The sequence below is a fragment of the Streptomyces sp. Alt3 genome (assembly GCF_030719215.1).
Taxonomy (GTDB): domain Bacteria; phylum Actinomycetota; class Actinomycetes; order Streptomycetales; family Streptomycetaceae; genus Streptomyces; species Streptomyces glycanivorans.
Genome location: NZ_CP120983.1, coordinates 1,158,310 through 1,171,496, shown reverse-complemented (window position 1 = coordinate 1,171,496; position 13,187 = coordinate 1,158,310). Strand labels below are relative to the sequence as shown.

Sequence of the window (13,187 nt, the reverse complement as noted above, 5' to 3'; positions counted from 1 at the left end):
GTGCGGGTGGAGGGGTGGTTCAGCCTTTGAGCCCGGAGGCGAAGCCGCGCATGATGAAGCGCTGCATGAGGAAGTAGGCGACCAGGATGGGGATCACCGAGGTGATCAGGGCCGAGAACACGAGCGGCCAGTTGGCGCTGTACTCACCGACGAAGGTGTAGACCGATAGTGGTGCGGTCCTGGTGTTTCCGCCGGTCAGGTACAGCAGCGGGTTGAGGAAGTCGTTCCACACCCCCAGGGCCGTGAGGATGGCCACGGTGCCGGTCACCGGCCGGGCCAGTGGGAAGACCACGGTCCAGAACATTCGCAGTGACCCGGCGCCATCGATGGTCGCCGCTTCCTCGTAGTCGCGGGGCAGGTCCCTCAGGAAGGCGCAGTACAGGAAGACGGTGAAGGGCATATGGCCGGCGACGTAGATCAGGATCACCGTGACCGGGTTGCCGACGAGACCCGCCTTGGAGAACGTCAGGTACAGCGGCAGCATCGCCAGTTGCCCGGGGAAGAGGAACCCGGTCAGGAAAAGATAGAAGACGCCGCGGGACCACCGCTGGGTCCGCCGGGTGATGGTGTAACTCGCCGCGGAGGCGACGACGATGATGAGGGCGACGGAAACCGTGGTGATCACGATGCTGTTGACGAGGCTGGGCCCCATGGCCGACGCGGTCCAGGCCGTCGAGATGTTCTCGAAATGCAGCGGCCAGGTGAAGCCGAGGAAGCCCGGCGTACTGTTCGGGTCCCGCAGCGCCACCGAGATGAGCACGAGGATCGGGACCATGAAGATCGCCGCGACGGCGATCAGCACCAGCTCCAGAGCGAAGGTTCGCCCCGTGTAACGGTTCATGCCAGGGCCTTCCGTTGCGTCAGCCGGTACTGAACGAAGCCGATGACCCCCACGACAAGGGTCAGGAGGACGCCCTGCGCCAGGGCGTTGGGGTACTGCAGGTAGAGGAAGGCCGACTTGTACACGGTCGTCGCCATCGTTTCGCTGGCTCCGGCGGGCCCTCCGCTGGTCATGGAGAAGACGGTGTCGAACTGTTTGAGATTGCCCAGCACGGTGAGCAGCAGGTTGACGACGATGGCACCGTTGATGAGCGGAAGGGTGATCGACCAGGTGCGGCGCACCGGGCCCGCCCCGTCCATCGCTGCCGCCTCGAGCGCCTCGCTCGGCACTGCTTGCAGGCCGGCCAGGTAGATGACCATGGAGTAGCCCGCACCCTGCCAGACGATCGCCGCGCAGACCGCGTACAACACCAGGTCGGGATCACCGAGCCAGTCCTGCTGCAGTCCGTCCAGTCCCAGCGAGCCGAGGACCGCGTTGAGTGTTCCTTCCGGCATGAGCAGGTATTTCCACAGGTAGCCGGCGACGATCGGGGTGAGCACGACCGGAAGGAAGAACACCAGACGGAGCAAGTACCGGCTTTTGACCTGTGAGTTGAGGCCCAAGGCGAGCAGGAGGCCGATCACGTTCTGGCCGACGGTGACAAGCAGCGTCAGTACGAACGTGTTCACGATGGATCCGACGGCGTTGTCGTCGGCGAACACGTGGCGGTAGTTGTCGATGCCGACGAAGGACGCGGCCGCGCCGAAGCCGTCCCAGTCGGTGAACGAATAGGCCAGTCCCTGGACGTTCGGTGCGATGACCACGGCCACATAGACCAGCACGGCCGGGATGACGAACCACACCGGCGGGCGGAGGCCTGCACGTCGACGGGGCGGTGGGATCGTCTTACGATCCGGCGGAACCCGCACGGCATTGGCCGGAGCGGGGATTGTCGTCTGGGATGGGGTCATAGCGACCGGTCCGGCGGGGCGTAGACGACTCTCACAAGGCTCATCTCCTTCGATGGCGTGTCCCGAGGCCGGACGCTCGGTGTCGAGCGCCGTCGCAGGTCGGGCACACGTCTCCGAAGAGACGGGTGTGCTGCCGACTGCAGTAAAGTTATCGAGAACGTGACGTTAGTTATCGATAACGAAAGGCGTCAAGAGTTTGGACCGCATTCATATGCGTGAACGGGATCGGTCCTCTGCGCGGACACCCGGATGCGATCATCGGGTCGTGCCCACTTCCACGCCTCCGCCCCGACGCACGACGATCTACGACATCGCACGCATCGCAGGGGTTTCCCACACGACGGTGTCGCGCTACCTGCGCTTCGACGGTCAAGGGGTGCGCGACGCCACCAAGGAAGCGATCAGCGCAGCCATCGATGAGCTCGGCTACCGCCCCAACCTGGCCGCCCGGGCGATGCGGACCCGCCGCACGGGGCGCCTGGCAATCCTCCTGCCCGCCGGGCAGGCCGCCGGCGCTGTGCGGATGCTCGTCGGCGCGACCGAGAAGGCCCACGCCCACGGCTATCAGATCGAAGGTGTCACCCTCGACGGGTCGGCAGAAACGCTTGCCGTCCGCATGCTCGAACTCGCCGAGTCAGGCATGTTCGAAGGGGTGCTCTCCTTGACCCCCCTCCTCGCCGACCCGCCCGGGAAGGCCCCGCCGCCCACCCCCATCGTGGTGGCCGCCGAGTACGACGAAGAGCTGCGCGCCATGGGCGAGCTCGCTGACGCCACTCCCATTGCCGAGATCATCGAAGGGCTGGCCTCCGCAGGGCATCGGACTTTCCTGCACGTGGCCGGCGACCGCGACTACCCGACTGCACGGTCCCGCGAACGGGTTTACCTCGAAACCGTTCAACGCCTCGGCCTGCACTCGGCCGGCGTCGTCGGGGGTGACTGGTCACCGGAGACCAGTCGGCGCGCGATCCTCGACCTGCCCGCCGCTGAGAGAGTCACGGCGGTCATCGCTGCGAACGACATCCTGGCCGCCGCAGCGGTCCGCGGGGCACACGAGCGTGGATGGCGCGTACCCGACGACATGGTGATCACCGGTTGGGACAACAACCCTGTCGGTGCCTGGCTGTTTCCGGCTCTGACTACCGTCGAGGTCGACTACGAGGAGCTCGGCCGCCGGGCCATGCACCGGCTCGTCGCGCTCGTGCGCGGCGAAGCACCCCCGGAACAGAACGGATTGGTCGCAACCGTTCTCTGGCGTCGGTCCACGGGCCATAGTGATTGAAGCCTCGTCAGCCTGCAGCGTGAGGGTGATGGGCGGAGTGATCGAGGGGTGGGGCAAGGTAAAGATCTTGGTCTTCAACTTCCCGCGCGTTTATGTCGAGGCTGGGCGCGCCGGGAGTGGTGTCGCGCTCGGCGCCCGTGCCCACGACTATTGGGCTTGCCTGAACCACAGCCCTCAACCGGGCAGTTGTTCGCGCGAAGCAGGCAGGCCAGGCACATGTCGCTCTGGCCTTCGATCGGGTGGCCAGGCCACTGCCTTCGCCTGTCTCCGTGGAGGTGTCCAGAGTCAGGCGCGGGCAAGTGCGGCGCAGTCGGTCACAAAGCACGAGGCCCAGGGGTGTCCCGAGGGCGGTGGCTGATCTGTCTGCTTCGTGCAGTAGTCAAGTCCAGGCTGCCGGACATCGGCTGGGCAGACGGGCCCTCCCGGCATGGTGATGCGGCCGTTGCCACGTCATCACGTATCCGCCCGCAGCTGTCGAGTCAGCGCGATCTGACCCTGATCGCCGGAACCCTCGGATTTCCGTACTGTTCGGCACCGCCACGGCGGCCACCGAGAGTCCTGCGGTTACGCAGCGTCGGTGCGCAGGAAGGCCAGGGTCATCGCGCCGAGGTCCTCCAGCAGGGTGGACATGTCTGTGCCCTCCGCTGCCTCGACGGCCACGTCGAGGGCGAGGCCACGAGCCAACGCGGCGTAGACCGTGGTGAAACACGAGCCCACTGCCCGCACCGGATCGGGGTGGCTGATCTCGTCCCGCCGTGACAGCAGGAGACCGATGAAACGGTCCCGGATGTCGAAGTACGACACTTTGCCCGCCCGAGCCACCTCTGGATCGACGGCCCCACGCTGGAGGAACGCTCCCAGCACCCGGCCCTGCCGTTCGAGCAATTCTGCGAACTCTGCGATCAACCGTGGCAGCAACTCTTCCAGGGGGACCCCCACCCACCGGTCGGGCTCCGCAAGCGAGCGGTGCTCTGCGAGCATCCGCTCTTGGAACCTGGACTGCGCCGCCCGCAGCAGGTCGTCCCTGCCGTCCACGCGCGTGTAGATGGAACCGATGGACACTCCCGACCGCTTGCTGACCTCCGTCAGGGCGAAGCCCGCGTAACCCTTCTCCGCCAGCAGCTCCAGCGTCGTGTCGAGGGCCAACTCGAACGAGCGCTGGCTCCGCTCCTGCTTGGGAGCTCGGATGCCGTGCGTTGCTGAGGACTGCTCGGAAGATGAAGACACGCTATGCAGTCTAGGCACTCCGCCCGTGGTCGGGGCGGGGGCGGCCCGGCCATCGTCGGTGGGCTATGCCGTCAGGACCGGAGGGCGAGCGGGCCCCGGCGCGGTGGCTGCGGGCCCCGTTCACTCGTCGAGGGCGGGCGGTCGGCCCAGCAGCGTGGCCACGAAGAAGTCGAGCGAACGGTCGACCTCTTCGAGTGACGGGCCACGGTTCAGGTGCCCGTGCATCATGCCCGTCGCGAGGTAGGTCCGGACCGGGACTCCTGATTCCTCCAGCTGTCGGGCGAGCAGGTCGCCGGACGGCCGGAGGTCGTCGTACTCGGAGAGGACGAGGCCGGTCGGGGGGAGACCGGCGAGATTCGCCGCCCCGGGCATCGCGTCAGGGGGCAGATCGGTCAGGCGGCCCGCATAGGTGTGCACCATGTGCTCGATGGACTCGGTGGTGAACCGCAGAAGCTGTGGTACGTCCCGCATTCTGGCCGCCGCCGTCTCGTCCAGGGCCGGTGCTGGAAAGTGGACGAAGGGATAGGCGAGCAGTAGGGCGGCTGGACGGAGTTCGTCCCGGTCGCGTAGCCGGATCGCCGTGGACAGGGCGAGCGCGGCTCCCGCGCTGGCACCTCCGAGGCAGATCGGGCCGGATCGAGCCGACCACTCCCCGGCGAGCCAGAGCCACGCGGCGTGCGCGTCGTCGACGGGAACCGGGTAGTGGGTGCCGTCAACGGCCAGTCGATAGTCGACGGACACCACCGATGTCCGGGCGCGGGCGGCGAGCTCGGCGGACACGAGGTGTGCCTCCGGCATGTCGAGATCCCCGCTCGAGAACCCACCACCGTGAAGCCAGAGCACCGCGCCGTGAGACGTGTCGCGTGGACTGTAGATGCGCACGGGTACTTCTCCGTGCGGGCCCGGCACCTTGCGGTCTTCAACCGAGACGTCCGGCATGGTCCACTGATCGGGATCGCGGAAGTACTCCGTGAAGCGGGCCATGGCCTCCGGGTCGGACTGAAGGTCCGCCCAGCCGAGTCCCTCCAGAAGGTGTGACTTCTTGGCGAGGAAGGGGTTGAGTGGCATAGCTGCTCCAGGCGTGTCGATTGGTGGAAGACTGACTGACATCCAGCAAAAAGCACCAGCAAAGGGGCCTTTGTCTTCTCCCAGTACTGGCCCAAGGCGCCAGTGTCAGTGGGGAGGAGCCGGGCGCGCCACCCCACGCCTGCCGGCCGGCGAGACGCGGTGGGTACCTGCACCGGTACCTCACGAGGTGCTCCGGGGCAGTCGGCCGACTGCCCCGGAGCACCGTCCACCGCGGCCCCGGTCAGGAGGGCCCGCGGAATCTGGGGAGTGCGCCTCGGTGCTCAGGCGGCCTGCACGGCCGGGGCCGGTGCGCTGAAACGGGCGGCGAACTCGTGTACCTGGTGACCGAGGAGATCGAGCTGGGCCGCGGCGGTCTTGTCAGTGCAGGTGCCGTCGGGAGTGAACAGGGGGCCCTGGCCCGAGTTGAGGGTGACACCCAGCGGGGTGGGCCAGCCGCGCATGGCATGCACGACGTTGCGCAGGGCGGAGAGTGTGGTGCCGCATGCCTGCCAGCCGGCGGCGGTGACGACCAGGCCGACGGCTCGGCCGTCGAAGTAGACGCGGGTGTCGTCGCGGAGGTCCTCCAGGAGGTCGACGGCATTTTTGACCAGGCCGGAGATCCCGCCGTGGTAGCCAGGTGAGCCGATGACGATCCCGTCGGCTTGGCGCACCGCCTCGACCAACTGCCGCTGTTCCTTGCTGCGGTCGGGGCGTTCGGGGGCGAAGTGGGGGAGGGCTGCGAGGAAGTCGCCGCCGAAGTGCAGGGTGCGGGCGCCGCGTACCTCGGCGGCGGCCAGGGCGGTGCGGACGGCGAGTTCGCTGCTGGAGCCGACGCGGGTGGTGCCGCCGATGCCGACGACGAGGTGGCTCATGGCGATGTTCCGTTCTGGGTGGGGGCGGGGGGGAAAGGGGGTGTGGCCTCGTGACCCGGATCGGGCAGCACCGGGCACCGTTCTGATAACAGAATATTGATTCTGAAACCTAAGTGGGATTGGCTGCTGCGTCAAGCCGTTCGCTCGAGCATCTCGGAGTCGTTCCCGCTCTGCCCGAGGATCAGGCCGCACCTGGCTCGCCGGGCCCTGGGGTCTCGCCGTTGTGCGCGGTGGGCCTGCTCCTGGTGGCGGTGGGCAACCATCTCCTTCTGCGGGTCGATCGCTGCGGGCCTGCCCCTGAGGATGAACGCCCTGGCTCCCGTGCTGCCGCGGTCATCGCGGATGTCTTGCTCGACGCCGTGGATCCGGTCGGCCGGAGGGCGGTCATCCTGGCTGAGCTCGGGGAGGGGGTCGATTTCCGGCTGAGTGTCGCGGCGGCGTGCGCTGGCGGGTGCCGCCGCGGTGCGGTGCCCCCGCGCCTCCGGTGGAACGACCACGGTCGACTTCGCCCCCGCCCGTGGTGAGCTGAGTTTCTGGGCGGCAGTCGAGGTCGAGCCGCACCTCCTGGTGGAACCGGGCGGCTCGTGCTGCGTGCGGGACGTCATTGGGCTTCGCCCTCCCGCGCGGTGTCTCCCTGCCCTCGCGCTGCCCAGAGGTGGAGACGGGACGCCAAGTGTAATAGAATTAGTATTCTAAATTTGATGTCTGCCGTGCCCACTTCGCGGCGGACCGAGTCACAGGGGCGCGGAGGGCTCCGCCGCCCCGCACAGGAGGACCGCACCATGACCGAGCCGGCATACCCCCCGAGAACCTGGGAAGCCACCCCGGAGACCGGCCGCGCCGGTCTGCCGTCAATCGGTGCTGTCGACCCTGCCGCCCGCGCTCGGCTCACCGCCGGTGCCTCAGGTTGGGCCACGCTCGCCGAACCCCGTCTCGGGTTGGAGCCCGTCACGCTGGTCGATGGGCCGCTCGGCCTGGTCAGCCCAACCTTCGACGAACGCGATACCTCCCTGTTGCTGCCCAGCGGCATTGCCCTCGGTGCCACCTGGGACCCCGACGTCGTCCGCACAGTTGCCGCCGCGGAGGCGTCCGAGGCCCGCCGAAAGGGCTTCGACGCTGTCTACGGTCCCAACCTCAACCTCGCTCGCACCGGACTGTCCGGCCGTACCTTCGAGATGCTTTCCGAGGACCCGCTGCTGGCCGGGCTGCTCGGCGCTGCCTTCGTTCAAGGCATGCAGGGCCAAGGCGTGGCCTCGGTCCCGAAACACCTCGTCGCCAACGACACCGAGACCGAGCGGCAGCGCATGAGTAGCGAGGTGGACGACACCGCGCTGCGCGAGGTGTATCTGAGGCCCTTCGAACTTGCAGTCCAAGCCGGGGCCTGGGCCCTGATGGCGGCCTACAACCGGCTCAACGGGGTGCCCTGCGCCGCCAACGCCGACCTGCTGGACATCGTCAAGGCGGAGTGGGGCTTCGACGGCCTGGTCCTCTCCGACTACTTCGCCCTGCACGAGACCCCCGGCCCGGCTCTCGCCGGCTGTGACCTGGAGATGCCCGGCCCGGCTATCCACTTCGGTCACCGTCTCGCCGAGGCCGTCGAACGCGGGGAGGTGCCGCAGGAGCGGGTCGACGACGCGGTGACCCGACTGCTGCGCCTGGCCCGGCGCGTCGGCCGGCTCGACGGCGGCGCCGGACGCGCCGTAGTCCGCACCGAGGAGTACGTGCCCGCCGAACGTGCCCACGAGATCCTGGTACGCGCCGCCTCCGCCTCTTTCGTCCTGGTGCGCAACGAGGACAGCCTGCTACCCCTTGCCCCGCACGGTCTCACACGGCTCGCCGTCATCGGTCCCAACGCTGACCGCCCCTGTTACCAGGGCGCGACCTTCGGCCGGGTGCGCCCGGCCGACGATGCCGCCACCCCCCTCGAAGCAATCCGTGCACGCTTCGGACCGACCTGCGAGATCGTCCACGAGCGCGGCGTCGACACCACGCCCGCGGTCTCCCTGGGCGCCTTGCCGGTCACCACACCTGACGGCGAACCAGGAGTCCTGCTGGAACACTTCCGGGGCGGCACCCGCGTACTCGCCGAGACCCGCGGCGACAGCTCCTTCATCTGGTTCGGGCAGGTACCGGACGTAGGCCCGACCACCGAGCCGGGCAGGCTGCGCCTGACCGCCGTTCTCACACCGGACGAGGACGGCCCGTGGACGATCGGAGTGGGGGGATCCGGTGACACCGTGCTCACCGTCGAAGGCCGACGACTGGCTCACCGGCCCGCCCCCGCGCCGGGCGACCTCATGGGCCAGATCGCCCGGGCCGAGACCGTCACCGGCACCGTCGACCTGCGGGGCGGGAAACCCGTCACCGTAGTTGCCGAGATGACTACCGAGGGCGGGCGGGTCCAAGCCCTCACCGTCAGCGCCGCGCCCCCGCGTACACCGGACGCGCTGGAGCGCGCCGTACGCACCGCGGAGGAGGCCGACACCGTCGTCCTCGTCGTCGGCGACGAACTGCGCTCCTCCCGCGAAAGCCGCGACCTCGAGGACTCCTCCCTCCCCGCCGAGCAGCGGGAGCTGATCCGGCGGGTGGCGTGTGCCAACCCGCGCACCGTCGTCGTCGTCAACGCCGGCCGGCCCGTCGACGCCCCCTGGGCCGACGACGTCGCCGCCGTGTTGCAGACCTGGTTCGCCGGACAGGGATACGGTGAGGCGCTCGCCCGCGTCTTGGCTGGAGACGACGAGCCCGGCGGCCGTATGCCAGTTACCGTCCCCCGTACTGACGCCGACCGCTCCACACATGGTGAGGCCCTCGACGTGAACCTCACCCGCAACTACACACCCGCCGAACCGACCGGTTACCGCCACCTCCTGGGCATCGGCACTTCCGCGCGCTTCGCCTTCGGCGCCGGTCAGGGCTACACCACCTGGCGTTATGCCCATGCCACGCTCATCAGGACGGAGGGCGGTTCGGGGTCGTTGGCGGTGCGCCTGAGGGTGGCCAACACGGGTGAGCGGACCGGTCGGGACGTCGTGCAAGTGTATGTTCGGGCGCCCGGTGAGACCGACGCCCGACTGGCCGGCTTCACCGGGGTCGCCCTGGCGGCGGGGGAGTCCGCCGAGGTGCGAGTGCGCCTGGACAGCCGTACCTGGTTGCGGTGGGACACGGAGTCGGCCGGCTGGCGGACTCCGGTGGGTGTCTACCAGGTCCTGATCGGCCGGTCCGCCGAGGATATCGAGCACACCCTCACTCGGATTGTCCCCGCGCCCCGCTGAGGCGCCGTCAGCCCGTTGCCCGCACGGATACCAGTGCATACGGGCCGGTCGCCATCCTGATCAGGATGGCGACCGCCCCGTATGCAGGCTCTCAGGGCCGGAGGCGCCGGGACATTGCCCGAGACCACACGTCCTCGTGTAAGGCTGGCGGTGCGGTCTTTCACCGTGAGACCCGGCTGTCGGGCTGATCGCCGAGAGGTGGTTCTGCACGCGCTCGATGCGGCGGCGGGGATCCCTGCAGGGTTGAGGGCACCCTTACCCGGCAGAGGGCGGGGCTCGACTTCGACGACGAGCGGACCGCCCTTGAGGACGGTCCGCTGCCGCACCTGCGCATCGCATCAGCGGCTGTCTTGTGATGCGTCCTCGATGTATGCGCGGTCAGGTGGTCTGCTCAGCCGTGGTGGGGTGCTCACGGGTGGCTTCTCCGGCGCTGTGCCTCTCCATGGGCCCGGGGGCGAAGGCGGCGTCGATCTGCTCGATCGTGCGGCCAGAGTCGCGCGGTTGGAAGAGGAATCCGAGCCCCATGGCGACGGTGGTGGCCACCAGAAGAATCGTGAGCACGATCTTGGGGTCGTTGTGGAGCAGAGTGGGGGAGACAACGGTGAAGGCCGCGGCTCCTATGCGGGCGATGCCGAAGCTGATTCCCTGGGCCGTGCCGCGCAGTGAGGTCGGGAAGATCTCCTGGGACCAGACCTTGTAGTTGCCTTCGCCGGCGAAGCTGGCGCCCGCGATCACGACCATGAAACAGATGACGAAGACGGTCGCATCCAGCGGGAGGACGACGAGGAGAAGCAGACCGGCGAGCTGCACTACGGCACCGACGGCGAACATGGCGGTCCGGGCTGTGCGATGGTCGACCAGGCGCATGAAGACGATGCCGCAGACGAGGCCGACGGGGCCGATCATGACCATGATCGACGTGACGGTGGGCAGGTCGAAGTGGAACAGGCTGATCATGGCGTACGGACCGAAGTTGCCGAAGAACTGCGTCATGACGGTGCTCAGTAGGTAGAACGCGGTGGTGAACGCAAGGCCGCCGAGGATGGGCAGGCGCATCAGCAGGGCCCAGGAGCGATCCTTCTTCCCGTTCCTACGTTCCCGCTCGGCGACCCAGACCTCGGACTCGGGCAGCCGTTGGCGCAGCGCCCAGGTGACCAAGGCGACCAAGAGCAACTGGCCGAACAGGATCCGGGGCATGAGCGTGCCGCTGAAGGCGGTGAGCTTGGCGACGACCTGCACCACGATGATGCCGAGACCCCACATCAACTGCGCGTAGGAGACCATGCGTCCGCGCTTGGCGGCCGGAGCGCTCTCCCCGACCAGGGCTAGCGAGGCGGGCAGGTCGGCGCCGGCCGCCAGGCCGGTCAGGACGACGCCGACGTAGAGCATCGGCTCATTGGCCGCGAAAATCAGCCACAGGAGGCCGAAGGCGAAGACGATCAGGTCCGCGGAGTAGACCCGCTTGCGCCCGAAGCGGTCTCCGACGTGTCCGCCGACCAGCGACCCGATGCCGATGGACACGGTGAGGGCGGCAGTGATCGCTCCGACCGACCACGCGCTCAGGCCGAACTGGCCCTGCCAGAGTGAGATGGACAGCGCGGTCGCGAAAAGCACGCCGCTGTCGAGATAGGAGGCGAGTCCTCCGAGTGTGGCCAGGTACCAGGGGCGTCCGGCTGCAGCGGGGGAGGGCGAGTGGGACATCGAGGCGGCTCCTCGTTGAGCGCTCTGGCCAGGCTGCCGTGTTTCGTGACAGAAGGATCCAGCCATCGGGCAATCAGAATTTTGATTCTTGATTGGGATGATGCATGGGGTCACATCCTTTGGCTAGACCCCTGGCCAATGAAAAATCAGAAGATTGATTCTGATGGCAGCGTTGGCGGCAGTGGAGAGCCAGGGTGTGCTGCGGTTGTCAGCTCGGCAGGTGAGCGCCCGCGCTCTGAGTGGGTCGGCGCGACCTGGTGTTCAGAATCAAAATTTTGTTATTTCGGTGAGGGGCGGCACAATGGGCCCGCACGGCGGGGTGAGCCACCCGTCGGGGAGCCGATCCCTCTCCGCACCTGATGTCGCCGTGCCGGTTATGGAGCGGATACGTGTCCTCAACTCTGTCCGAAACGAGTCTGGTCCAGCGGCCCCGGAGGTTCTTCCTCTGCCTCATTCTGGTGACCGCCCTGGGTGCGCTCGACCACACGATCGTCGCCACGGCGCTGCCCGATATCGCCGGGGAGCTCGGCAGTCCGCAGCGCACCTCTTGGGTCGTCGCCGCGTACACACTGGCGATCACCGCAGCGATGCCCGCGGTCGGCGCGTTGGGTGACCGGTTCGGCCGCCGTCAGGTCCTGGCCGGTTCCGTTCTGGTGTTCCTGATCGCCTCGGTCGCCTGCGGGCTTGCGACCGGCATCGAGATGCTCGCTCTGGCCCGGTTCTTCCAGGGGCTCGGCGGTGCCGGCCTCCTGGTGTTGCCGCAGGCCGTGGTGGCCGATGTCGTGCCGGTCCGGGAACGGGCCGCCTATCTAGGCCCGCTCGGGGCGGTCTTCGCCGTCGCCACTGTGGTCAGCCCCCTGCTGGGTGGCTGGCTCACCGACTTCGCGTCTTGGCGCTGGACCTTCTGGATCAACCTGCCGATCGGCGCGCTCGCCCTGCTGTTCGTTCTCGTCGCAGTGCCGGGCACCGGCGTGCCCGTCACCTCCGCCCGCCCCCGGTTCGACACGGTGGGCGCCGCGCTGATCGCGGTGTCGGCCGTGGGGTTCGTCCTGGTCGCCTCGGCGGCGGGGGAGGCGGGCTGGACTCCCGGTGTCGCCGTCGGTGCCGCCCTTACCGCGGTCCTCACGGCGGTGACGCTGTGGTGGGAAAGTCGTTGCGCTCTCCCCGTACTGCCGGTGCGGACGCTCGTCCGGGGGGTGGTGGCCCAGTGCTGCGCGCTCGGACTGCTCGCCGGCCTCGGCCTGTTCGGCGCGCTTGCCTATGTGCCGATGTGGGTGGAAGGTATCCACGGCTCTTCCGCGACTGTGTCCGGACTCATGCTGCTGCCGGTGACGCTCGGGATCGTCGCAGGGATCAACGGTTCGGGACTGGCCGTTCGCAAGTGGGGCCTATGGCGGCCCTTTCCCGTGGCCGGCTGTGCGACGGCGATCGGAGCCGGGGCCGCCCTGGCCGTCCTCAGTAGCAGCCATCCGCCGCTCCCGGTCATCGCGCTCCTGCTGATGCTGCTCGGTCTGGGAGCCGGACTGTTCATGCAGGTCGTCGTGGTCGTCGCCCAGGACGCAGCCGGCCGGGAAGCCGCCGGTGCGGTGACGGCGGGGTTGAGCTTTCTGCGGGAGCTGGGCGTGCTGGCCGGCGCCGTCGTGCTCGGGGCCGTCGCGGCGCACGGGCTGGGCGGCAGTACGGACGGCGCACGCACGGCAGCCGAGTACGGTGCGGCCTTCACGCCCGTCTTCGCGGTCACGGCTGCCTGCTTTGCGGCCGGCCTGGTCGTTGCCCTCTTTCTTCCGAAAGGGCGCCTGGGGCGCCGGCCGGACGACCGGGCGTCGGGGGGCGCTGCCGCCCCACCCTCCGCGTGAGGGCTGCTCGGCGGCTTGTGAACCGGCCGCGCCAACACGAAGGCGCGCGCGACCCTTTGACCGGTCAGGGCTCCCGCTCTAATCTAAAATCAGAGTTTGGATTCTGAAGTGAGGCAACGAT

General features: G+C 68.5%; 10 protein-coding genes. 3 read left to right on the top strand and 7 right to left on the bottom strand.

The window, feature by feature from the left end; all coding sequences use genetic code 11:
* Positions 1-19: 19 nt before the first annotated feature.
* Both P8A20_RS05210 and P8A20_RS05205 read right to left on the bottom strand, forming a co-directional pair.
* Positions 20-841 carry a carbohydrate ABC transporter permease gene (locus P8A20_RS05210; protein ID WP_147964309.1) on the bottom strand — a complete coding sequence of 274 codons (822 nt, stop codon included), beginning with the start codon at positions 839-841 and terminating at the stop codon, positions 20-22.
* Entirely contained in the window at positions 838-1,683 is an 846-nt protein-coding gene (locus tag P8A20_RS05205) for a carbohydrate ABC transporter permease (protein ID WP_261989059.1), read from the bottom strand. The genes P8A20_RS05210 and P8A20_RS05205 overlap by 4 nt, the downstream gene beginning before the upstream one ends.
* 373 nt (positions 1,684-2,056) lie before the next feature.
* On the opposite strand from P8A20_RS05205, the gene P8A20_RS05200 reads away from it, so the two are divergent.
* Positions 2,057-3,070: a LacI family DNA-binding transcriptional regulator gene (locus P8A20_RS05200; protein ID WP_306102969.1), complete on the top strand. Its 1,014-nt coding sequence runs from the start codon at positions 2,057-2,059 to the stop codon at positions 3,068-3,070.
* 564 nt (positions 3,071-3,634) lie between these two features.
* Here P8A20_RS05200 and P8A20_RS05195 read toward each other — a convergent pair.
* The 4 genes from P8A20_RS05195 to P8A20_RS05180 all read right to left on the bottom strand — a co-directional run bounded on the left by P8A20_RS05195 (position 3,635) and on the right by P8A20_RS05180 (position 6,842).
* Positions 3,635-4,297 carry a TetR/AcrR family transcriptional regulator gene (locus tag P8A20_RS05195; protein ID WP_187282473.1) on the bottom strand — a complete coding sequence of 221 codons (663 nt, stop codon included), beginning with the start codon at positions 4,295-4,297 and terminating at the stop codon, positions 3,635-3,637.
* 120 nt (positions 4,298-4,417) lie between these two features.
* Positions 4,418-5,365, bottom strand: a complete 948-nt coding sequence (locus P8A20_RS05190) for an alpha/beta hydrolase fold domain-containing protein (RefSeq protein ID WP_147964329.1) — start codon at positions 5,363-5,365, stop codon at positions 4,418-4,420.
* A 281-nt stretch (positions 5,366-5,646) separates the two neighbouring features.
* Positions 5,647-6,237 (bottom strand): NADPH-dependent FMN reductase, encoded by a 591-nt coding sequence (locus P8A20_RS05185; protein WP_306102968.1) that lies wholly within the window; start codon positions 6,235-6,237, stop codon positions 5,647-5,649.
* 131 nt (positions 6,238-6,368) lie between these two features.
* Positions 6,369-6,842, bottom strand: a complete 474-nt coding sequence (locus tag P8A20_RS05180; RefSeq protein WP_306102967.1) for a hypothetical protein — start codon at positions 6,840-6,842, stop codon at positions 6,369-6,371.
* A 177-nt stretch (positions 6,843-7,019) separates the two neighbouring features.
* Between P8A20_RS05180 and P8A20_RS05175 the strand changes: the two genes are divergently transcribed.
* Positions 7,020-9,509, top strand: a complete 2,490-nt coding sequence (locus tag P8A20_RS05175) for a glycoside hydrolase family 3 protein (protein ID WP_147958111.1) — start codon at positions 7,020-7,022, stop codon at positions 9,507-9,509.
* Positions 9,510-9,887: 378 nt separating this feature from the next.
* Here the strand turns inward: P8A20_RS05175 and P8A20_RS05170 are convergent, their stop codons facing one another.
* Positions 9,888-11,210, bottom strand: coding sequence for an MFS transporter (locus P8A20_RS05170; protein WP_306102966.1), 1,323 nt, complete (start codon positions 11,208-11,210; stop codon positions 9,888-9,890).
* Positions 11,211-11,599: 389 nt separating this feature from the next.
* On the opposite strand from P8A20_RS05170, the gene P8A20_RS05165 reads away from it, so the two are divergent.
* Positions 11,600-13,066 carry an MFS transporter gene (locus P8A20_RS05165; RefSeq protein ID WP_187282049.1) on the top strand — a complete coding sequence of 489 codons (1,467 nt, stop codon included), beginning with the start codon at positions 11,600-11,602 and terminating at the stop codon, positions 13,064-13,066.
* Positions 13,067-13,187 lie beyond the last annotated feature (121 nt).